The sequence below is a fragment of the Pseudodesulfovibrio portus genome, assembly GCF_026000375.1.
In the GTDB taxonomy this organism is placed as follows: Bacteria; Desulfobacterota; Desulfovibrionia; order Desulfovibrionales; family Desulfovibrionaceae; genus Pseudodesulfovibrio; species Pseudodesulfovibrio portus.
Genome location: NZ_AP026708.1, coordinates 389,392 through 410,196, shown reverse-complemented (window position 1 = coordinate 410,196; position 20,805 = coordinate 389,392). Strand labels below are relative to the sequence as shown.

Genomic DNA, 20,805 nt, shown 5'->3' with positions numbered 1-20,805 from the left:
GTAATGAGACGTTTTAAGACTGTCGTGATTTCCTGCATTATGGTTATCGCTCTTGCCGTGGTCGTCGGCATGACCTTGAGCGGTCCGGGGGCCGATGCAGGCAGCAGCGCCAAGACTGCCGGGGTGTCTGGTTTCACGACCACGGACGGCTAGGCAGACGCTGTTTTCGGTAAGGATTTCATCCGATAATAAAAAGGGGAGGCTCAAACGAGCCTCCCCTTTTTATTATCGACTGCTTGCGTTTACCAGACGGTTCTTATCTGCACGCCTTGTTCGGCCATGTACTTCTTGATTTCCGGGATGGTGTATTCCCCGTAGTGGACGATGGAGGCGATGAGCGCTGCGGAGGCCCTACCTTCGGTGACGGCGTCCACCATGTGTTGGGGATTGCCTGCGCCGCCCGATGCGATGACCGGGATGGTCACGGCTTCGGCCACCAGTCGGGTCAGTTCCAGGTCGTAGCCGGTCTTGACGCCGTCGGCGTCGATGGAGTTGAGGCAGATTTCGCCTGCGCCGAGCGCTTCGCCGGTCTTGGCCCACTCGATGGCGTCCAGTCCCATGTATTTGCGTCCGCCGTGGATGACGATTTCGAAGCCCGAAGGGATGTCCTCGGATTTTTTGACCCGTTTGACGTCCATGCCGAGCACCACGCACTGGGAGCCGAACCGTTCCGCACCTTCGCTGATGATGTCGGGGTTCTTGACCGCTCCGGAGTTGACCGAGACCTTTTCGGCCCCGGCAACGAGCACGTCGCGCATGTCGTCCACGGAGTTGATGCCTCCGCCAACGGAAAAGGGAATGAATATTTCGGAGGCGACCTTTTCCACCACGTCCAGGAAGATGCCTCGGGCCTCATGGGAGGCGGTGATGTCGTAGAAGACGATTTCGTCCGCGCCTTCCTCGTAGTAGCGCCTGGCCGTCTCCACCGGGTCGCCTATGTCCACGTTGCCCTCGAACTTGATGCCCTTGGTCAGCCGTCCGTTGCGCACGTCGAGGCAGGGGATGACTCGTTTACTTAGCATCGGCGGTCTCCTGACAGAATTTGTGGAAGTTCTGGAGCATCTTCAGGCCGGGGCGACCGGATTTTTCGGGGTGGAACTGGACGGCCCACAATCCCTTGCGACCGTGGACGGAGCAGAAGTCGATGCCGTAGCGGGTCGTTCCGATGATGAATTCTTCCTTGGGGTGGGGAAAGTAACTGTGCACGAAATAGAAGTCCGCGTCGGGCTCTATGCCGTCGAACAATTCGCACTCCTTGACCAGTTCGACCTGGTTCCAGCCCATGTGGGGCACGCGAATGGGGATGTTCTCGTAATCCACCCAGGACGGGTTGAAGAGCCGACATTCACCGGGGATGACTTCCAAGGCCTTGGTGTCGTTCTCCTCGGAGTAGTCCAGGAGGATCTGGCAGCCGACACAGATGCCGAGCACCGGCTTTTTCTGCCAGATGAGGCCCTTTATGACCTCGTCCAGACCGCCGGACTGCAATTCATCCATGGCTTGCCCTGCAGCACCAACGCCCGGAAAGATGATGCCCGATGCACCATCCAGTTCTACGGGATCATTGGTAATCTTGTTGGGGATTCCCAGATGCTCCAGCGCTCTGTGCACGCTGGTCTGGTTCCCCGCCTTGTAGTCGAATATGGCGAGCATCCGTCCCTCCGATGTATCTCGTTATTATACAGCGACTAGTAAAAAAAACGGTGGAAAACAAGGGCTTTTTTACACTTGCTGAAAATGTATAACGCCTTGATGGCATTTGCCGAAAATGGCAGTCGGAGGCGGGGCGAAGCGGCGGCTACTTGCCGAGGACGCGCAGGAGCAGGTCGCCGGTGAAGGGGCCGAGTTTGCGGCCAAGGCCCTTCAGTCGGATGGGACGTCCCACCACGAAGTCGGGCGGCAGGGTGACCTCGATGGTTTTGGGGCTGCCCGAGAATTTCTGCTCCACGGTGATGCGGACCTTGCGTCCGGGCATGAGGTGGCGGGAGGGGAAGTGGACGGTCTGTTCATAGTCCATCTGGCTCTTGAGCCACCCCTTGATGCCCCCGGTGAAGTCGAAGCTGAAGGTCTTGTCGCCCCAACTCAGGTTGAGGTTGCGTTTCTTCAGCTCCAGCGGTCCCTTGTAGCCGGGCTGCTTCTTGCGGATCTGGCTGTATATGTCTTCGAAGACTTTCTTGGCGAACGGGTCGCTTAGGATGGAATTGAGGACTTCCTCTTCCTTGTAGTAGTATTTCTGGTTCTTGGCCCGGCTGGAGCGCGCACGTTTGGGCTTGCCCGGTTCGCTCTTCTGCTGCCGGGCATAGGCGCGGGCGCCTTCGCGGCGGCTGGTCTTGGGTTCTTCCGGTTCGGGTTCGTCGGTCGGGCGCCGTCCATTTTCCGCCTCGAGCAACCCCTTGGCCGTGACGTAGGCCTCGTTTATCTCGCGGAATTTTTCACCCGCATCCGGGGTGTCGTTCAGATCGGGGTGGTATTTGAAGGCGAGTTTGCGGAAGGCGGATTTGACGTCGTCCAGGGAAGCACCTTTGCCGAGTTTGAGTATGGTGAGGCATTCCTGGAGATGCATGGCGTCCCTATTCGTCCGAAATCAGTGCATTGGGAGAAGTTTCGGGATCATAGCGCAAAAGGTCTTCCTTGTGCAAATACTCCCGGCCCTGGCGCACGAACTCGGCGTGTCCGGCTTCCGGATTGACGCCCGGACAGTAGTCCTGGATCATCTCCCAACTCGTCTCGTCCACGAGGTTGCCCCGGAAATAGGGCCAGGCGCGGCACACGTCGGGACGGCCGGGGTGGACGCCGCAGCCTTCCTTGTAGAAAATGCAGAACAGGTCGTCGCCCACGTTGAGGTGGATCTTGCCGCCGCGCGTGTGGGCGTATTTCGCGACCAGTTCCTCTTCGCTGATGTTCAGGAACCCGGCCAGGCGTTTCCTGTCCTTGGCGGTCATGACGATGCCGCCTTCACCCTGGCAGCAGTGGCCGCACATGCGGCATTCGAAGGCTGTCTCGGTCATCGATGAATCCCCATGGCCCGAAATTCTATTTTGGTGCATCTGTCCTCGACCAAGGTGATGCCCGAGTCGGCCAGGATATCTCGTGCCTCGGGGCTGGTGATGCCCTGCTGCATCCAGAAGATCTTGGGCAGGGGGGCCATGTCCAGGACTTCACGGGCGTGGGCGGCGCAGAATTGCGGTGCGCGGAATACGTCCACCAGGTCCACGGGAACCGGGATGTCGGTCACGGAAGGGTAGGTGGTCAATCCCCAGACGTCCGTGCGCTTGGGGTGGACGGGTATGACTTCAAAGCCCATGTCCATGAGGGCCCGGCCCACGGTGTCCACCGGGCGTCCCGGTTTGTCCACGGCACCGATGACGGCTATGGTCTTGACCTCGCGCAGCAGCGGGGCTAGCTCTTTCAGATCGATCAGCATTTTCTCGTTCCTCGCATTGGAACGCCTTTGTACAGCAAACATTCCCGATTGCCCAGCGAAAGGAGCCTCCATGTTCGAAGCCACTTCCCGTATCCCCGACCAAGAACTCGTGCGCCGCCGGGACAGCGTGCGCGCCCATCTGCAAACCGTGGCCCCGGAAGCGGGCGGCATCCTCGTGTTTTCCCGGTTGAACATCTACTACCTGACCGGCACCTACGGCCAGGGCGTGCTCTGGCTGCCCGTGTCCGGCCGGCCCGTGCTGCTCATCCGCAAGGGCGTCAACAGGGCGCGGCTGGAAGCGGGGATCGAGCACATTCATCCCTTCAAGTCCTATTTGGAGTTGGCCGGGCTGTGCGCCGACGCCGGCAGCCCGTTTACGCCGACCATCGCCGCAGTCATGTCCGGGCTGACCTGGCAGCTGGGGAACATGCTGGCCGCCAAGCTCAAGGAGCACACAATCGTTCCCGGCGATCACGCCGTGGCGCTCGCCAAGATGGTCAAGTCGGAATACGAGCTGGACATCCTGCGCCGATGCGGGGCCAAGCACCACCGCTGCCTGTATGATGTCCTGCCTACCCGCATCAAGCCGGGAATGAACGAGCGCGAGATTTCGCATCTGGCCTGGCAAACGTTTTTCGAGGAGGGGCACATGGGCATCCTGCGCATGCAGGCCCACGGTGAGGAATGCTTCCTGGGGCACGTGGCCGCAGGTGATTCAGGCAACTACCCCAGCGGTTTCAACGGGCCGCTCGGCCTGCGCGGCGAGCACCCCGCCTCGGCCTTCATGGGCAATGAGAACAAGGTCTGGCAACCGGGCGAACCGCTCATGCTCGACATCGGGTTTCAGATCGAGGGCTATCATACGGACAAGACGCAGGGTTATTTTGCGGGGCCGGAGTCTGCCAAGACCGACGAGATCCGCAGGGCGCACGACTTCTGCATCAGTCTGCAGGACTGGATGTGCGCCACGGCAAAGCCCGGCGTCACGCCCGAAGAGTTGTATGTCCACTGCGTCGAGGAGGCGCGGAAGCAGGGCTTTGCCGAAGGATTCATGGGGCTCGACGAGAACCGGGTCCCGTTCGTGGGCCACGGCATCGGCCTGACCATCGACGAGTTCCCGCCCATTGCCAAGGGGTTCACGCAACCGCTGGAGCAGGGCATGGTCATGGCCTTCGAGCCCAAGCAGTCCATCCGGGGCGTGGCCATGGTGGGCGTGGAGAACACCTTTGAGATCACCGCTGACGGTTGCCGGTGCATCTCCGGCGACAAGTACGACATGGTGCCGGTGGAATAGAGATTCCCGACCGGGCATTTGGCATGAAAAAAAGGCTCCCCGAGGGGAGCCTTTTTTTCGGTTTCGGACGGTTCGGGACTAGGAGTATGCGGCCTCGTAGATGGCGATGACGTCCTCGATGGACATCTGGACCGGGGTGATGTCGAACAGGGCGCCCATGACGGTCAGGGCGTTTTCGGCCAGGGCCGGAATCTCCTCGCGCGTCACGCCGTAGTCGGACAGCTTTTCGTCGGCCAGGCCGACGCCGGTGATCAGATTGTCCAGGGCGTCCAGGAAGGCCACGCCGGAAACTTCCTCTTCCAGGTTTTCCTCCAGGGTGTCGCCCATGGCCAGCGCGAGGTCGCCGAGGCGCTCTTCGCCGTGGGCGGCCAGGAAGCCGAAGTACGCCTTGGAGATGAGCACCAGCCCCGCGCCGTGGGGCAGATGGGGATGGAAGGCGGACAGGGCGTGTTCCAGGGAGTGATGGGAGATGCAGGAGGAATAGGATTCGCACAACCCGGCTGCGGTGCAGGCCCAGGCCATGATGGTGCGCGCTTCGAGGTTGTCGGGCTCTGCCACGGCCTGGGGCAGGGTGTGGGCGATGAGGTGGACGGCCTCCAGGGCGAGCATGTCGCTGGCGGGCTGGCGGCAGGTTGCCAGATACGCCTCGGTGGCGTGGAAGAAGGCGTCCATGCCCGTGTAGGCGGTCTGCCTGGGCGGAACGGAGAGCATCAGCTTGGGGTCCACGATGGACAGGGCCGGGAAGGTGGCGTCATTGCCCCAGCCGACCTTTTCCCGCGCGTCAGTGCCGGATTTGGTGATCACGGTCCACGGGTCGGCCTCGGTGCCGGTCCCGGCTGTGGTGGGGATGGCCACGATGGGCAGGGCGTCGTTGGCGGGAGTCTGCCCGCCGCCGGTGCCGGACTGCATGTAGTCCCAGTACTTGCCGGGGTTGGTGGCCATGGTGGCGATGGATTTGGCCGAGTCGATGGTTGAGCCGCCGCCCAGCCCGACCACGAACTTCACGCCGTTTTCGCGGCAGATGGCTGCGGCCTCGTCCACCTGATCGGACTCGGGATTGGGCACGACCTTGTCGTAGACGATGGTCTGCACGTCCTGTTTGGCCAGCAGGGACTGGACGCGGGACAGGTAGCCGTTCTTGACCATGGCCCCGGACTTGCCGATGACGATCATGGCCTTGTTGCCGCGCGGCAGGTGGGGAGTGTCACCGAGGGTGTCCAGGGTGTCCGGACCGAAGACGATCCGGGTGGGCATGAAATATTGGAAATTGAGCATATTGACTCCTTTTTGGATGTCTACCTAAGGCGTATTCAGGATATTTTCAACCTGCTTGACCGTGTACAGGTCGCGCAGGACAAGCGGCTTTCCGGGGTCGCTTTTGGTGAACAGGGCTGCGGTGGGGATGGACCGGCTGCCAAGGGCCAGGAGCAGGGCTTCGGCCTCGGCGTCGCGTTCGGTCATGTCCACCTTTATGAAGCGGATGGCGTGCTCGTTTTTCCAGCGGGTCACGTTTTCATCGGTCATGACCGTGGCCTCCAGCACCTTGCAGGTGGGGCACCAGTCGGCGGTGAAATCCAGGAACAGGGTGTCCTTGCCCAGGGCCTGGTTGAGCGTCACGGGGTCGAAATCCTCCCACGGGTTTTCCTGGAGCGGGGCAGGGGTGGTCCACATGACGGATGCCGCCAGCAGGGCCAGCGTCGCCAGCCGGACCGTCCAGCGGGTGGACGCGCCGGTCGCACTGGTGCGGGACCAGAGCCAGCCGCCGGTCAGCACCACCCACAGCGGGGCCAGGAAACGCAGGGTCCAGGTGCCGTAGGCGATGGACACGAGATAGAAGGCCGTGCCAAGCAGGAAGAATCCGATGCCCTTTTCCACAAACTCGATCCACGGCCCGGACTTGGGCAGGAAGCGGGCCAGCTTCGGGTTGAAGATGAGCAGCAGGTAGGGCGAGGACATGCCCACGCCGATGGAAATGAAGACCGTGGCGATGACCAGCGGCCCCTGGATGAGCGCCCAGCCGAGCACGCCGCCCAGGAACGGGCCGGAGCACGGTGTGGCCAGCAGGGTGGTCAGCATGCCGGTGAAGAACGCCTGCCTGCGCGGGGTGGTCTGGTTCGCGCCGAACTTGAGGTCGATGACCGGCAGGTGGAACAGGCCGAACAGGGATGCGCCCAGGGCGGCCATGATCCCGGCCAGGGTGAGTACCAGCCAGCGGTACTGGAAGAGCGCGCCCCAGGCCTTGCCCGTGGCTCCGAGGACCACGGCCAGGATGAGGAAGAAGGTGAGCACGCCGAGCACGAAAAAGACGTTGTGCTCGCGGAAGGCGTGGTACTGGTCGCTCTTGTGCTTGCCGTCGGCGGCACCGAGCAGGGACGTGAGCTTGAGGCTGACCACGGGCAGCACGCACGGCATGACGTTCAGGATGAGTCCGGCCAGCAGCCCCATGAGCAGGGCGGAGATCAGGCTGCGCACCTCCAGGCCGGGTTGGAGATAGGTGGGCTCGAATTTCCATTCGATGACGGCCGCCTGCATCTCCCCCGTGGCGGCGGCTGAAGGCGGCTTTACGGCTGCGGCCTGGTGCGCGCGGGCGAGGGAGCTGAAGGTGTCCCACCAGGGCTGGGCCGAGGCGTCGGGGAGGGAGGCCGGGGTATCGGTCCCCTTGTAGGTCAGTTTCAGCCGGGCCGGGACACACTTGGTGGGATGGCACAGCAGCAGGTCCAGCCTCATGTTCACCGGGAACGGTTCGACCGTGCCGCGCGGGACAAGCGCAAACAGCCTCGTGCCGCTCTTGTAGGCCTTGGTCATGGTATCCGGTTCAAAGGGGTCGGGCTTGTCCGTGCCTTCGGGATAGAAGACGGCCAGCCTCGCGCCGTCCGCCGCAGTCGCCTTGAGCCGGGTGGGTTTGCCCAGTTCGCCGGTGACGTTGGTGTAGGTGTACCAGTCCTTTTCCATGTTCAGGGTCACGGTCACGACCACGGCTTCCGCCGAGTCGTCGCCCAGGGTTCCGGAAGGCACGGAAAACCCTTCGATCACGACCTCCATGGGCAGGTTTGAGGGCTTGATTTGCGCTTGCGACGGGACTGCTGAAAGTATCGACGCAAGTATAAAAAAGAAGTGAAAAAACAAGTTGTTCAATCGCATTTTGATCCAGTTGGAAAAAAGTGAAAATTAATAGTTGACTTTTCCCGGTCCGACTTATAGTTATTCTCTCCGTCGCACGGAAGTGCGGCCCGAGTGGGTCACTAGCTCAATTGGCAGAGCAGCGGACTCTTAATCCGGAGGTTCAAGGTTCGATTCCTTGGTGACCCACCACTCGAAAAATCAGCCCCGTCAGAAATGGCGGGGTTTTTTAGTGCCCGGTCAATTTCAATCAATACGCGCATTCGCTCCGAATTCATTTTATAAATGTACCTGGCGCACAGGTTCGTGGCAAGCATGTGCGCTTGTTCGCGATTGTGCACAAAAAACAGGCCGGGAGATGACTCCCGGCCTGTTTATGTAGTCGGATTCAGGAGGGCCACTGTCCTGCTTCTAGGCTACACCCGATGTCTCTACGCAGGGCAGAAGCAGGCTTGTACAGAAACCTTTCCCTGCTTGTTCTTGGGGTTTGCCCGGCGCGAGAATTTGTCCCTGATGGTTATGTCCACTTCCTGGTCGAGCGCGGAGTGCCAGGCAAGCAGTTTCTCGACGGACACCAGATCGAGGTTGCCGCGCAGTATTTTGGAGATGGAAGGCTGGTCGGTCCCGACACGTTCGGCCACTTCCCTTTGGGTCAGGGAATGCAGCTTCATCAGCCGTTGCAGGTTGATGACGAGTTGTGCTTTGAGGGACATTTCCTCGGCATCGGGAAGCCCCATGTCCGCGAAGACATTGCCGGAGCTTTTGGTGATCCGTTTCTTGTTCATTGTTTTTCCCCCTCAATTTCCTTGTCCCGTTCACGGGCTTCCTTGAGGCGTTGTTTGATGAGGTCCATGTCCTTGGGTTGCGTCTGTTTGCCGGTCTTCGATTTCTTTTGAAAACAATGCAATACATACACCGCGTTCTTCAATTTGGCTATGTAGACCGCGCGGAACGTGTTTGTGTCATGGCGTTGCACGATCTCGAATACACCGCTGACGCCTTTCCCCTTGAGCGGTTTGGCGTTAAGCGGCTTTTCCCCGTTTTGAACGGCTTGGAGCGCATAACCGACAGGACCGCATACCTGCCGTGGAAACGTTTTCAGGTTTTCCAGCGAGTCTCCGAGCCATTCCACGTCTTTCATGAGCATACTATGGTAATTTTACCATATCGTGTCAACAGAATATGGTGATAAAATTTGGCGATTTTGAGATTTGAAATTGGTGGGACACCATACCAATTTTGATTATGCACAAAAAAGGCCGGGAGAGAACTCCCGGCCTTTTGTTTTTGGTTGTGTGCGTCAGAGCTACTTCTTCTCTTCGCAGCCGCCTTCGGCCATGTGCTTGAGGTTTTCGTAGCGCTTGTTGAAGTCCTGCTCGATCTTGGCCCGGTACTCTTTGGAGAACTCGGGGTAGAACCGTTCCAGCATGGCGTAGCGGTTTTCGCCGGACAGGAACTCCTGCAGGGTGCCGTCCGGGGCCTTGGATTCCAGGACGAACGGGTTCTGGCCCGCGTCGGCCAGCTCGGGGTTGAAGCGGTAGAGCGGCCAGTAGCCGGAATCAACGGCCAGCTTCTGTTCGAACTGGGTCTTGCCCATGCCCTTCTTGATGCCCTGGTTGATGCACGGGGCGTAGGCGATGACGATGGACGGGCCGGGGTAGGCCTCGGCCTCCTTGATCGCCTTGAGGAACTGGTTCTTGTTGGCGCCCATGGCCACCGAGGCCACGTACACGTAGCCGTAGGTCATGGCCATGCGACCCAGGTCCTTCTTGCCCGTGGTCTTGCCCGCAGCGGCGAACTTGGCGATGGAGCCCAGCGGCGTGGCCTTGGAGGACTGGCCGCCGGTGTTGGAGTAGACTTCGGTATCCATGACCAGGATGTTGATGTCCTTGCCGGAGGCAATGACGTGGTCCAGGCCGCCGTAACCGATGTCGTAGGCCCAGCCGTCGCCGCCGAAGACCCAGATGGAGGGCTTGGTGAACAGGTCGGACATGGACGCGATTTCCCTGAGCAGCGTCTTGCGCGTGCCCTTGAGGGCCTTTTTCAGGGCCTCGCCGGCCTTCTTGGACTCCTCGGGATCGTCCTTGACCTTGACCCACTTGTTGAGCTTGGTCTTGAGCGCGCCGGTCTCTGCTTTGGTGGCTTCCTTGATCAGGTTGACCAGATGGACGCGGCGCTGGTCCACGGCCATCTCGATGCCGAAGCCGAACTCGGCGGCGTCCTCGAACAGGGAGTTGCCCCAGGCCGGGCCTTCGCCGTCGGCGTTGACGCAGTAAGGCGTGGTCGGCGCGGACGCGCCCCAGATGGAGGAGCAGCCCGTGGCGTTGGCCACGATCATGCGTTCACCGAAGAGCTGGGTGATGACCTTGACGTACGGGGTCTCGCCGCAACCGGCGCAGGCGCCGGAGAATTCCATGAGTGACTGGCGGAACTGGGAGCCCTTGAGGGAGCCGCGTTCCATGACGTCCTTGAAGGTGACCTTCTCGGAGTAGTCGAAGTTGCGTACCTGCGGGTCGGTCTGGGAGGCCAGCGGCTTCATGACCAGCGCCTTTTCCTTGGCCGGACAGATGTCGGCGCAGTTGCCGCAGCCCTGGCAGTCCAGGGTGTTGACCTGGAGGCGGAAGTTCAACCCCTTGCCGTCCTTGCCGGCGGCCGGGAGGGTCTCGAAGGACTTGGGCGCCTTCTTCATCTCCGCGTCGGTGGCCAGCACCGGGCGCAGGGCGGAGTGCGGACAGACGAACGCGCACTGGTTGCACTGGATGCAGTTGTCCTTGATCCATTCCGGGACCAGGATGGCAACGCCGCGTTTCTCGTACTTGGCCGTGGCTGCGGGCATGGTGCCGTCATGGGAGAACACGGATACCGGCAGGGAGTCGCCCTTTTGGGCCAGCACCGGGCGCATGACTTTGGTCACGTATTCCGGTTCCTTGACGGCCTTGGCCTTTTCGTCCTTGAGCTTCTTCCAGGCGGCCGGGACCGGGATTTCCACGATGGCGTCGGCGGCCTTGTCAACGGCAGCGTTGTTCATCTCGACGATCTTCGGTCCCTTCTTGCCGTAGGCGGCTTCGATGCCGCCCTTGAGCAGGGCAACGGCCTTCTTGAAGGGGATGACGTCGGCCAGCTTGAAGAACGCGGTCTGCATGACCATGTTGATGCGTCCGCCCAGGCCGACTTCGCCCGCGATCTTCACCGCGTCCACGGTGTAGAATTTCAGGCTTTTCTCGGCGATGGTGCGCCGCATGGAGGCGGGCAGCCTTTCGTCCATCTCGTCGGCGGACCAGGCACAGTTGAGCACGAAGGTGCCGCCGTCCTTGATGCCTTCCAGCAGGTCGTACTGGTTGACGTAGCTCGGGTTGTGGCAGGCGATGTAGTCGGCGTCCTTGATGAGGTACGTGGACTGGATGGGCTTCTTGCCGAAGCGCAGGTGCGAGATGGTGATGCCGCCGGACTTCTTGGAGTCGTAGGCGAAGTAGCCCTGCGCGTACATCTTGGTGTTGTCGCCGATGATCTTGATGGCCTGCTTGTTCGCGCCCACCGTGCCGTCGGAGCCCAGTCCCCAGAACTTGCACTGGACCGTGCCCTCGGGGGTGGTGTCCACGCAGTCGCAGTCGAACAGGGAGGTGTGGGTCACGTCGTCGGTGATGCCGACGGTGAAGCCGTGACGCGGACGGGCCAGGGATTCGTAGACGGACTTGGCCTGGGACGGGGTGAAGTCCTTGGAGCCCAACCCGTAGCGGCCGCCCACGATGACCGGGGCGTTCTTCTTGCCCGCATAGGCGGCGCAGATGTCGAGGTAGAGGGGATCGCCCAGGGAACCGGGTTCCTTGGTGCGGTCCAGCACCGCGATCTTCTTGACGGTCTTGGGCATGACCTGGAGCATGTGCTTGACCGAGAACGGACGGAACAGGCGGACCTTGATCAGGCCGACCTTCTTGCCGGTGGAGTTGAGGTAGTTGACCGTCTCCTCGATGGCCTCACAGGCGGAGCCCATGGCGATGATAACGCGGTCCGCCTTGGGGTGGCCCACGTAGTCGAACAGCTTGTAGCGTCGTCCGGTGATCTTGCCGACCTGCTTCATGGCGTCGGCCACGATGCCCGGGATGGCGTCATAATAGGCGTTGGTGGTCTCGCGGCCCTGGAAGTAGATGTCCGGGTTCTGGGCCGTTCCGCGAATGTTCGGGTGTTCGGGGTTCATGGCCTTGGCCCGGAATTCGGCCAGCTTCTTCTCGTTCACCAGCGGTTTCATGTCCTCATAGTCGATGACCGCGATCTTCTGGATTTCGTGGGAGGTGCGGAAACCGTCGAAGATGGACATGAAGGGGATCGAGGACTCGATGGCCGCGACGTGGGCGACCAGGGAGAGGTCCATGACTTCCTGTACGGAGTTGGAAAAGAGCATGGAAAAACCGGTCTGGCGGGTGGCCATGACGTCCTGGTGGTCGCCGAAGATGGACAGGGCGTGTGCGGCGACGGCGCGGGCGGATACGTGGAACACGCCGGGCAGAAGTTCACCGGAAATCTTGTACATGTTCGGGATCATGAGCAACAGACCCTGGGAGGCGGTGAACGTGGAGGTCAGTGCGCCGCCGGCCAGGGAACCGTGTACTGCGCCCGCTGCGCCGGCTTCGGATTGCATCTGGCGGATCTGTACGGTCTGGCCGAAAATGTTTTTACGTCCCTGTGCAGCCCATTCATCGGCGATTTCGCCCATGGGCGTGGAAGGGGTGATGGGATAGATGGCGGCTGTCTCGCTCATGGCGTAGGCCACGTGCGCGGCAGCGGTATTGCCGTCCATTGTCTTCATCGTTTTCTTGGGCATTTCTTTCTCCAAGGGTTTGAATTGGACCTGTATCAACCAATAATCTCTGGATTCGATTGCCAGTATTATTTTTGCGCACCAGGGCTCTCTCCACTCGGCACCGGGCTGCACAACGGTTGGTACGTGCGTACACGTACTTTTGAATAGGTTTTTTGTCGCGGTTTATGTGCTCTGGGTCAACCCCTTTGCTTTCCGTTCCCCGGAAAAACTCTGCCGCTTACCGATTATTGCCGCCGTGATCGGTCTGTTTTTATTGTGATTTTATTCACATCGTTGACGCGAAGAACGTGTCGCGGCAGGGCAGATTTGTCTGCGGAGGACGGCGGGGAAATGCTCAGCCTGCGAATCCGCTTCCGATGGCGGAAAACGGCAATTTCACGTCGAGCTCGGGAATCTGTTGCAGTACCCAGGCCGTGAACGTGTTGCTGTTGGGCCCGGGGAAAGCCTTGTACGTATCGCCCCACGGGTAGGACTTTGCGGCCCGATCGACTTTTTCGACGAGCTGCTCGACGGCGGGGCCTCGATATTCGGCCAACAGCCTGGGCCGTTCGCCGAACCAGTAGCGGTCGGGCACGTCCCGTTCAATGCGCACCACGGGCAAGCCCCGGTTCTGCCGCCAGCCTATGACCTCGTAGACGGTGTAGCTGCCGTCGTCGGCTTTCTTCGTCGCGATCCAGGTGTGCACCGCGAACCATCCCCGCCATCCCCAGGCCGGGGCGGAATAGACATGGATCACGGCCTCGGGCGTCAGGGCCGGGTCGGGCGCTATGCCGGCCGACTCCCTGCTGGCGGTTCGCCAGTCGTTGGGGCCGCAGCCGGCCAGGCAAAGCAGGATCAGGGCGCTCAGCCATGCTTTTCTCATCGGCACACCTCGAGTTCTCGATACGGGTTTCGACAGGCCCCGGCTTGCGGGGCCTGTGATGCCTCAGCCGACGGGCTATCGTTCCGTGGAATAGCCTGCGCGGTTCCAGGCCTGATAGCCGCCCGCCAGGCTGTGCACGTCCCAGTAGCCGTGTTTCTGCAGGTAGGATGCCGCAATGTTGGAGCGGTATCCGGCCGCGCAATACAGAAGATGGTGCGCGTTTTCGTCCAGGTCGTATTTCCCGGCCAGGATATCGGCCAGGGGGACGTGCTTCGCGCCGGGGATTCTGCCGGAGGACCATTCGCCGGGGGTGCGCACGTCGATCAGGCTGATCGGCTTGCCTTCGGCCTGAATGTTCTGCAGGTCCTGGGCGGAGTCCACGGTCAGCCGGTCCACGGGGCGTCCGCTGTAGACCCAGGCCTGGATGCCGCCGGACAGGTAGCCGTAGATGCGGTCATAGCCGATCCGGTGCAGTTCCGTGCGCATGCGGTCGTAATCGTCCCTGGAATCGACCACCAGCAGGATGTCGGCGTCCGGCTCCACGGTCATGCCCACCCAGTTGGCCAGGCTCGCCTCGAAGCCGATGTTCAGGGAGCCGGGGATGTGATAGCCCGCAAAGGCTGCGGCGTCTCGCACGTCGATGACCACGGCTCCGTCCTGCATCTTTTCCTCGAACTTGTAAGGGTCCATGGCCAGATCCATGGGGCAGCGTTCCAGCAGCGGCGCGCCGCCCGCGTTGGTGGAGATGATGTGGGTGAAGGATTTGGGCCGGGCAGGGAAGTCCTGGCTCATGGCCAGGTGGAAGGCCTCGAAGGAGTCGAACCCGAGCATGGCGTTGTGGCGGCGCTCGAACCCGAGGGTGGAGCTGGGTTTGGAGCTCATGCCGCGTCCGCACAGGGAACCGGCGCCGTGGGCCGGGAAGACTTCCAGGCTGTCCGGGTATTGCTTGAATTTGACGTACAGGGTGTTCCAGAGGTTCTGGATCTGCTCGTCCAGCTTGGCCCCGCCCACCAGGTCGGGACGGCCGATGTCGTTGACGAACAGGACGTCGCCCGTGAGCAGCATCCAGGGCTCGTCGCCGCGCGTCAGGTCCGTGACCAGGAGCGACAGGGCGTCAGGGGTGTGTCCGGGGGTGTGCAGGACCTCCAGGGCCGCGTTGCCCACGGTCAGCTTCTGTCCTTCCTTGAGGGGGGTGAACTCGTACGAAACCGGGGAGGTCTCATAGACCATGATGTCGGCCCCGGTATGGGACTTGAGTTCTTGGGCTCCGGACACGTGGTCGGCGTGCACGTGCGTGTCGATGACGTGCACTATCTTCATGCCTTCCTCGCGGGATATATCGAGGTAATCCTGAACGTCGCGCTTGGGGTCTACGACGATCATTTCACCGGCGGCGGGGCAGCCGATGACATAGGAGAAACAACCGAGTCCGGGAGTGGTGATCTGTTTGAAATACATGTCGGTCTCCTTAATGACGCTCTTTTGGTTTTAATGAGAATGATAACCATCAAGCAGACGCCTGGCAACCACATGTGAGCATCTATTCGAGTTGACTGGCCTTGTCCGTGAAACGGATGGCAAGGTCGTCGAGGATTTCGGCGGCCTTGGTAAAGCTCTTCAACGTGTCCTCGTTTCCGTTGACCACGCGGCGGTAGGCCCATTGGGAGAGGTAGAAGAGTTCGGTCTCCGAACAGGCATGGCAGACCTGCTTGAGGGTGGTGATGATCTCGGCCTTGTTCCGCTCCCGCTGGAGAATGGCGGCCTTGAGCCGTTCACCGGCCTTGGCGGTGTCCCCATCGGCGGCGATGGCGTCCTGCAGTTGTTCATTGGCGCGCTCCACCGCCTTGGCCGAGCGGCGGTAGCGTGCGGCCATGTCCGTGATCTCCGGGTTCGCGCCCATGGCCCGGAACAGGTCGGCGGTGCGTTCGATGCGGCGGCTGTCGAGGCGCAGCATGGCCTTGACCTCTTCCGTGGTCAGGGTGCGCCGTTCCTTGGCGTCGCCCACCACGTACTCGCGCTCCTGGTTCATGGCCGTGTCCACGAGATGGATCATGAACGGGTCGGCGTACAAGGAGTAGAGGGTGTCCAGCATGGCCGGGGTGAAGGCGTAATCCAGGATGGACTTCCTGGCCGTCCTGATGTCGTCGCCGGAAGCGGCGAACCCGTCCAGCTCGCGGCCGAAGTATTTGTTCAGTCCCATGGGCGAGGCCAGGGTTTCAGGCTTGCCCTGGGGTCCTTTGGGCTGGAAGCGGTAGAGCAGGAAGTCGGCCAGTGATTCGACGAAGGTGAACGTGACCACCTTGTCCTCGGCGACCTCCACGACCTGAGGCTCTTCTGCCTGCTCTTCGACGGTCACCGGCGGCGGAGTGGCGTCCCTGGGCGCGGCGTCGGACGAGGAATAGTCGGGCTTGACCTCTTTTTTCCCGTTCACCCAGCCGGGGGCCTTGGGCGGCTGTTCCACGGGCCGGACCACCTCGCCCCGGACGACCGGGGATTCGTCGGCGGATTTGATGAAGAGCATATATGCGCCGACAGCGAACATGACGGCGGCGGCAATGAGAATGAGGGCGGTGCGGCGGTCTTTCATTATGATTCTCCTGGGGGAAAGGTATCAGGTTAGGCTTCCCGTTTCCACGAGTATTCGTTGTCCGCGTCGGCAGCGGCGCAGGTCAGTTCGATGTCGCGCAAAAGCGACCAGAATGTGGTGCCTTTGACGGCCTTTTCGCACATGGCGCGCATGCGGGAGTGGAATTCGAGGTTGGCGACCATGTCATTCAGGGAGAGTTCGCCGGTGGCACCCGTCTTGAGCAGTTCGTCCTTGAGGGCGTGGTAGGTGTCGTCCAGTTGGCCCATCTGTTTATGCAGGGTGGCGAACTCGACCGAGCAGGGGGTGTGGGCCACGTTGAGGATGTCACGGATTTCCTGCTTGAAGGCATCAACGTGTCGTTGCGTGTGTTCCGGCAGGCCCATGACCGGCCTGTCGAACTGCTTGTACATTTCGGACATTATATCCACGGTCCGCCTGAAATACTGATTCACGCGCAGTGCCGTGGGAAGCATTGTCGCGGCCTGCTCGGGCAGGTCGAGCCGCTGGATCTTGACGCAGAAGCTGCGGATGTCGGCGGAGAGTGATTCGAAGGCCGCCTTGTCCTGGTAGAAATTCTTGTGGCGGAAGTCCGCGTTCAGTCCCTTCTGGCACATGAGGCGCGCCATCTCGCCCAAACGGCCCAGCTCCATGAACAGGGCGTCCATGGCCAGTGAGGGAGTTTTGAGCACGTTGTCGTCGATGTAGCGGGGCCTGCCGAGCATGGCTGCTTCGCGCCCGATGTGCTGGTCAAGGAATTCGACCAGCCTGTCGGTGAAGGGCAGGAATATGATGACCCCGAGAATATTGAACAGGGTGTGGAATACGGCAATGGCCGTTGCGGTGTCGTTGCCGTCGATGAATCCGGTCAGCCAGGCCACGATGAGCAGGAGCGGGCGGATGGCGACCAGGGCCACCAGTCCGGTGACCAGGTTGAAGATGATATGGGCCGCAGCCACCTTGATGGCGTTGTGCGTGGCCCCGAGCACGGACAGAAGGGCCGTGGACGTGGTGCCGATGTTGGTGCCGATGGCCGCTGCGGCCGCGCTTTCCAGGGTCAGGATGCCGGACATGGTCGCTGTCAGGATCAGGGCCATGGCCGCGCTGGAGCTCTGCATGAGCAGGGTCAGGACTGCGCCGACGACCACGAAGAGCAGAATACCGGGGATGCCGCCGATGTTGTAGGCGGCCAGGTCCACGACCGTGCCGAGGTCCTGGAAGGTGGACTGGAGAATCTCGATGCCGAGGAAGAAGATGCCGAACCCGGTCAGGGCGTCGCCCACCGGGGTGCGCCGGGTCTGGCCGCCGGTCAGCCGCAGCAGCGCGCCCACGCCGATGAGCGGCAGGGCCAGGGCCTTGACCTTCACGTTGACGCCTACGGCGGCCACGATCCAGCCGGTCACGGTGGTGCCGATGTTGGAGCCGAAGATGACGCCAACGGACTGGGGCATGGACATGAGCCCGGCGTTGACGAACCCGATGACGGCCACGGTGATGGCGCTGGACGACTGGACCAGGGCGGTGATGGTGAACCCCGAAATGAGTCCCCTCAGCGGTGTTTTTGTCCACTTGCCGAGCAGATTGCGAAGGGCGTTTCCGGCCGCGAGCCTGAGCCCCTTGGTCATCAGACGCATGCCCAGCAGGAAAAGTCCGAGGCCCCCCACAAGGCCAGCGATAAGAGAGAAAATCATTTCGGTTCAGGCTCCTGGCAACTTGATATCGTTTAATTCTAGAGGGGGAGGAAGGCAAAGTAAACCGGTTTGTAACCACAGCATGGATATGGGGCGGGCAGACAAACAATGTATTGTTCGGGCCGTTATGCGGCGGGAGCGTGGCGGCTGATCAACCTGAATTCCCGGCAGCGCCGAAAGATATGACGCGATGGGCGGGATAACAAAGTGGGTCCGATAAAAGCAGACAGCCGACCATCTTTGGGAAGACGAGTGACGTAACCATTATGTTCTTATGGTTAAAACGTATATGGAATAGTTATTGCTAAATAAAAATAATGTTTTACGGTTTATAAGGTAAAAAGGGGGAGGCATGAAAAATGTTGTTTTGAGAGTTCTTGTTAGTTTCGTTGCCGCTGTCGCGATGGCCTCGAATGCCTTCGCCTACACGATTACTTTTGACGACCTTGAAACTCCCGGGTCATTTACGGATTTCATCCACTCCTATAATTCGGGGTCATACCTGCTGGATTCGGCCGATTCCGTATTTATCATTGCCCAACAATCCAGCAATTTCTATCAAGGTTCTGCCGCGTTGTGGACTTATGTCTCGGGGAGTTCTGCAAGGCTGCAAAAGAGTGACTCAACTACGTTTTCCTTGGAATCAATTGATCTGATCCGTCACTACGACGTGACAGGACAGATATCCACCCTGGCGGAAGTCACCTTCAATGCTTATGATTCCGGCAACAACCTTCTGGGAAGTCAGACGGTTGGTTCCATTGGAACCGCTTGGCAGACCGTAACTTTCGGGGATGTATTTGATAATGTCGCCCTGGTCACATGGAGCCAGGATTGGCCTTACCATGATTTTGACAACATCGTTCTTGGTTCTCCGACTCCCATCCCCGGCGCAATCTGGTTGCTGGGAACAGGCCTGGCCGGACTCGTGGGACTGAAGAGAAGAAAGCGGGCGTCGTAAGATAAGATCCAACATAATAATATGTTAAATGGGCATCTTGTTCGTGCAAGGTGCCCATTAGTTTATCGGGAGGGCTGTCGATAAGCCAAGTGCTTGAGCCGGAACAGGGGCCGAATGTGGCGTTGAAAAGAAAAAGCCCTTACGATTTCTCGTAAGGGCTTGATTTCTCTTGGCTCCCCAGCACGGACTTGAACCGCGAACCTAGTGATTAACAGTCACCCGCTCTGCCAATTGAGCTACTGGGGAACATTTGCCGTCGAGGCGAAAGACGGTTTAAACAAATCGCTTGGGGCGGTCAAGAGAAAAAGTCGAACTTGTCCCGCATTTTTTAAAATTATTTTTCCGGGGCATATAGGGCCGTTTTCTTGACTGGAACCGTTATTTGGCTTACGGATTCAACGTCTCTCGTATTTTTCTAGACTTTTGGAGAGACAGGGAAGCATATTTTGGGACAACAAGAAAAAAAGAATAAGAAAATCAAGCTTGCAACCAAGTCCGCTCACGCGGCTCGGTTCATGCCCATGCTCGAGGCACTCCAGGCCAAGGATGAGCTCAACCCCGTCATCAAGACTCGCGTTGAGAAGGCATGCGGCCTTCTGGACGAAAATATTCATCTTTACCCCAACGATTTCAAGCGCGACACCGAGATCAAGGAGATCTGGGACAAGTGTGGCGAAGTCGATGGCGAAACACTCGAAAACGACGAAACGGAATACGCCATTGCCGGGCGCGTGGTCTCGTACCGCTCCTTCGGCAAGGTGACCTTCTTTCACGTTCAGGACCGCAGCGCGAAGATCCAGGTCTACGCCGCCCGCGACGAGCTGGGCACCGAGGCCTACCAGCGGTTCAAGAAAACCGACATCGGCGACATCGTCGGCGTGGTCGGGACCCTGTTCCGGACCAAGACCGAGGAGCTGACCGTCAGGACCAAGGGGTTCGAGCTGGTCACCAAGTCCATGCGGCCGCTGCCGGAAAAGTACCACGGCCTCAAGGACGTGGAGACCCGCTACCGCCAGCGGTACGTGGACCTCATCGTCACGCCCAAGACCAAGGAAATCTTCAAGGCCCGTACCGCCATTGTCCGGGAAATGCGCGACTTCTTCGATGAGAAGGGGTTCATGGAAGTGGAAACTCCCATGATGCAGCCCATCCCCGGCGGGGCCACGGCCAAGCCGTTCGAGACCCATCACAACGCCTTGGACATGAAGCTCTACATGCGCATCGCGCCGGAGCTGTACCTGAAGCGGCTGCTGGTGGGCGGGCTGGAGCGCGTCTACGAGATCAACCGGAACTTCCGCAACGAAGGCACCTCCACCCAGCACAACCCTGAATTCACCATGCTCGAGTTCTACTGGGCGTACGCGAACTTCGAGGACCTGATGGACCTGACCGAGGAACTGTTCGCGCGCATCGCCGAAAAAGTGACCGGGTCCACCATTGTCGAGTACCAGGGCGATAAGATCGACCTGACCGTGGGCAAGTGGCACCGGGTGCCCTTCCACAAGTCCCTGGAGACCATCGGCGGCGTGTCGCCCGAGGTCTACGCGGACTACGAGAAGTGCAAGGCGTTGGTGAAAGAGAAGGGTGAGAAGGTCGTTGAGGGCGAAAAGCTCGGCAAGCTCCAGGCCAAGCTGTTCGACATCCTGGTCGAGCCCAAGCTGATCCAGCCGCACTTCATCTATCACTACCCGACCGACATTTCCCCGCTCTCCCGCCGCAACGAGGAGAACCCGGACATCACCGACCGGTTCGAGCTGTTCATGACGGGCCGGGAAATGGCGAACGCCTTTTCCGAACTCAACGATCCCGTTGACCAGCGCGGCAGGTTCGAGATTCAGGTCCAGGAAAAGGAGGCTGGCGACGAGGAAGCCCACTTCATGGACGAGGACTATGTCCGGGCCCTTGAATACGGCATGCCCCCGGCGGCCGGGCAGGGCATCGGCATCGACCGGCTGGTCATGCTCATGACGGACAGCGCCTCCATCCGGGAAGTCATCCTCTTCCCGCTGCTCCGGCCGGAGGTCGGCTAAAGGGCCGGCCCGAGGATATT

The 20,805-nt window shown here is 60.4% G+C and carries 17 protein-coding genes and 2 tRNA genes; 4 read left to right on the top strand and 15 right to left on the bottom strand.

The annotated features are described in order from the left end of the window. Positions 1-242: 242 nt before the first annotated feature. The 5 genes from hisF to OO730_RS02035 form a co-directional block, all read right to left on the bottom strand. Positions 243-1,022: an imidazole glycerol phosphate synthase subunit HisF gene (hisF, locus tag OO730_RS02055; protein WP_264982917.1), complete on the bottom strand. Its 780-nt coding sequence runs from the start codon at positions 1,020-1,022 to the stop codon at positions 243-245. Continuing rightward, positions 1,012-1,653, bottom strand: a complete 642-nt coding sequence (gene hisH, locus OO730_RS02050; RefSeq protein WP_264982916.1) for an imidazole glycerol phosphate synthase subunit HisH — start codon at positions 1,651-1,653, stop codon at positions 1,012-1,014. The genes hisF and hisH overlap by 11 nt, the downstream gene beginning before the upstream one ends. A 145-nt stretch (positions 1,654-1,798) precedes the next feature. Beyond that, a complete protein-coding gene (locus OO730_RS02045) occupies positions 1,799-2,563 on the bottom strand; it encodes a J domain-containing protein (protein ID WP_264982915.1) in 765 nt (254 codons plus the stop codon). 7 nt (positions 2,564-2,570) lie between these two features. Next, positions 2,571-3,008, bottom strand: a complete 438-nt coding sequence (locus OO730_RS02040) for a YkgJ family cysteine cluster protein (RefSeq protein WP_264982914.1) — start codon at positions 3,006-3,008, stop codon at positions 2,571-2,573. Then, positions 3,005-3,424 carry a CoA-binding protein gene (locus tag OO730_RS02035; protein WP_264982913.1) on the bottom strand — a complete coding sequence of 140 codons (420 nt, stop codon included), beginning with the start codon at positions 3,422-3,424 and terminating at the stop codon, positions 3,005-3,007. The genes OO730_RS02040 and OO730_RS02035 overlap by 4 nt, the downstream gene beginning before the upstream one ends. Positions 3,425-3,494: 70 nt before the next feature. Here OO730_RS02035 and OO730_RS02030 point away from each other — a divergent pair, with 70 nt between their 5' ends. After that, on the top strand, positions 3,495-4,718 hold the full coding sequence (locus OO730_RS02030) for a M24 family metallopeptidase (protein WP_264982912.1): 1,224 nt from the start codon (positions 3,495-3,497) through the stop codon (positions 4,716-4,718). A 78-nt stretch (positions 4,719-4,796) separates the two neighbouring features. On the opposite strand, the gene OO730_RS02025 is transcribed toward OO730_RS02030, so the two are convergent. Together OO730_RS02025 and OO730_RS02020 are read right to left on the bottom strand one after the other, a co-directional pair. Next, positions 4,797-5,993 (bottom strand): iron-containing alcohol dehydrogenase, encoded by a 1,197-nt coding sequence (locus tag OO730_RS02025; protein ID WP_264982911.1) that lies wholly within the window; start codon positions 5,991-5,993, stop codon positions 4,797-4,799. Positions 5,994-6,017: 24 nt separating this feature from the next. Then, a complete protein-coding gene (locus OO730_RS02020; protein ID WP_264982910.1) occupies positions 6,018-7,760 on the bottom strand; it encodes a protein-disulfide reductase DsbD family protein in 1,743 nt (580 codons plus the stop codon). Positions 7,761-7,954: 194 nt separating this feature from the next. Here OO730_RS02020 and OO730_RS02015 point away from each other — a divergent pair. After that, positions 7,955-8,030 (top strand) — tRNA-Lys (locus tag OO730_RS02015). Positions 8,031-8,269: 239 nt separating this feature from the next. Here the strand turns inward: OO730_RS02015 and OO730_RS02010 are convergent. The 7 genes from OO730_RS02010 to OO730_RS01980 form a co-directional block, all read right to left on the bottom strand. Then, complete coding sequence (locus OO730_RS02010) at positions 8,270-8,623, bottom strand: helix-turn-helix domain-containing protein (protein ID WP_264982909.1); 354 nt, start codon at positions 8,621-8,623, stop codon at positions 8,270-8,272. Continuing rightward, entirely contained in the window at positions 8,620-8,979 is a 360-nt protein-coding gene (locus tag OO730_RS02005) for a type II toxin-antitoxin system RelE/ParE family toxin (RefSeq protein WP_264982908.1), read from the bottom strand. The genes OO730_RS02010 and OO730_RS02005 overlap by 4 nt, the downstream gene beginning before the upstream one ends. A gap of 165 nt (positions 8,980-9,144) precedes the next feature. Then, positions 9,145-12,657: a pyruvate:ferredoxin (flavodoxin) oxidoreductase gene (gene nifJ, locus OO730_RS02000; protein ID WP_264982907.1), complete on the bottom strand. Its 3,513-nt coding sequence runs from the start codon at positions 12,655-12,657 to the stop codon at positions 9,145-9,147. 334 nt (positions 12,658-12,991) lie between these two features. After that, positions 12,992-13,519: a DUF3750 domain-containing protein gene (locus OO730_RS01995; RefSeq protein ID WP_264982906.1), complete on the bottom strand. Its 528-nt coding sequence runs from the start codon at positions 13,517-13,519 to the stop codon at positions 12,992-12,994. Positions 13,520-13,594: 75 nt separating this feature from the next. Continuing rightward, positions 13,595-14,977: an MBL fold metallo-hydrolase gene (locus tag OO730_RS01990; RefSeq protein ID WP_264982905.1), complete on the bottom strand. Its 1,383-nt coding sequence runs from the start codon at positions 14,975-14,977 to the stop codon at positions 13,595-13,597. An 82-nt stretch (positions 14,978-15,059) separates the two neighbouring features. After that, complete coding sequence (locus OO730_RS01985; protein ID WP_264982904.1) at positions 15,060-16,106, bottom strand: hypothetical protein; 1,047 nt, start codon at positions 16,104-16,106, stop codon at positions 15,060-15,062. Between the two features lie 29 nt (positions 16,107-16,135). Beyond that, on the bottom strand, positions 16,136-17,794 hold the full coding sequence (locus OO730_RS01980) for a Na/Pi cotransporter family protein (RefSeq protein WP_264982903.1): 1,659 nt from the start codon (positions 17,792-17,794) through the stop codon (positions 16,136-16,138). Between the two features lie 352 nt (positions 17,795-18,146). On the opposite strand from OO730_RS01980, the gene OO730_RS01975 reads away from it, so the two are divergent. Continuing rightward, a complete protein-coding gene (locus OO730_RS01975; RefSeq protein ID WP_264982902.1) occupies positions 18,147-18,755 on the top strand; it encodes a VPLPA-CTERM sorting domain-containing protein in 609 nt (202 codons plus the stop codon). Between the two features lie 170 nt (positions 18,756-18,925). Here the strand turns inward: OO730_RS01975 and OO730_RS01970 are convergent. Next, positions 18,926-19,001, bottom strand: a tRNA-Asn gene (locus OO730_RS01970). 275 nt (positions 19,002-19,276) lie between these two features. Here OO730_RS01970 and lysS point away from each other — a divergent pair. After that, the gene (lysS, locus tag OO730_RS01965) at positions 19,277-20,785 is read left to right on the top strand and encodes a lysine--tRNA ligase (RefSeq protein WP_264984111.1); all 1,509 of its coding nucleotides are present in this window, start codon (positions 19,277-19,279) and stop codon (positions 20,783-20,785) included. The last annotated feature ends 20 nt before the right edge of the window (positions 20,786-20,805 follow it).

Bases quoted from the DNA above. Each gene is read 5' to 3' on its own strand.
- OO730_RS02025 (WP_264982911.1), bottom strand. From the start codon at position 5,993: ATGCTCAATTTCCAATATTTCATGCCCACCCGGATCGTCTTCGGTCCG.
- OO730_RS01985 (WP_264982904.1), bottom strand. From the start codon at position 16,106: ATGAAAGACCGCCGCACCGCCCTCATTCTCATTGCCGCCGCCGTCATG.
- OO730_RS02020 (WP_264982910.1), bottom strand. From the start codon at position 7,760: ATGGAGGTCGTGATCGAAGGGTTTTCCGTGCCTTCCGGAACCCTGGGC.
- OO730_RS02045 (WP_264982915.1), bottom strand. From the start codon at position 2,563: ATGCATCTCCAGGAATGCCTCACCATACTCAAACTCGGCAAAGGTGCT.
- OO730_RS01975 (WP_264982902.1), top strand. From the start codon at position 18,147: ATGAAAAATGTTGTTTTGAGAGTTCTTGTTAGTTTCGTTGCCGCTGTC.
- hisH (WP_264982916.1), bottom strand. From the start codon at position 1,653: ATGCTCGCCATATTCGACTACAAGGCGGGGAACCAGACCAGCGTGCAC.
- OO730_RS01995 (WP_264982906.1), bottom strand. From the start codon at position 13,519: ATGAGAAAAGCATGGCTGAGCGCCCTGATCCTGCTTTGCCTGGCCGGC.
- nifJ (WP_264982907.1), bottom strand. From the start codon at position 12,657: ATGCCCAAGAAAACGATGAAGACAATGGACGGCAATACCGCTGCCGCG.
- OO730_RS02030 (WP_264982912.1), top strand. From the start codon at position 3,495: ATGTTCGAAGCCACTTCCCGTATCCCCGACCAAGAACTCGTGCGCCGC.
- OO730_RS01990 (WP_264982905.1), bottom strand. From the start codon at position 14,977: ATGTATTTCAAACAGATCACCACTCCCGGACTCGGTTGTTTCTCCTAT.
- OO730_RS02035 (WP_264982913.1), bottom strand. From the start codon at position 3,424: ATGCTGATCGATCTGAAAGAGCTAGCCCCGCTGCTGCGCGAGGTCAAG.
- OO730_RS02005 (WP_264982908.1), bottom strand. From the start codon at position 8,979: ATGAAAGACGTGGAATGGCTCGGAGACTCGCTGGAAAACCTGAAAACG.
- OO730_RS02040 (WP_264982914.1), bottom strand. From the start codon at position 3,008: ATGACCGAGACAGCCTTCGAATGCCGCATGTGCGGCCACTGCTGCCAG.
- OO730_RS01980 (WP_264982903.1), bottom strand. From the start codon at position 17,794: ATGATTTTCTCTCTTATCGCTGGCCTTGTGGGGGGCCTCGGACTTTTC.
- hisF (WP_264982917.1), bottom strand. From the start codon at position 1,022: ATGCTAAGTAAACGAGTCATCCCCTGCCTCGACGTGCGCAACGGACGG.
- lysS (WP_264984111.1), top strand. From the start codon at position 19,277: ATGCTCGAGGCACTCCAGGCCAAGGATGAGCTCAACCCCGTCATCAAG.
- OO730_RS02010 (WP_264982909.1), bottom strand. From the start codon at position 8,623: ATGAACAAGAAACGGATCACCAAAAGCTCCGGCAATGTCTTCGCGGAC.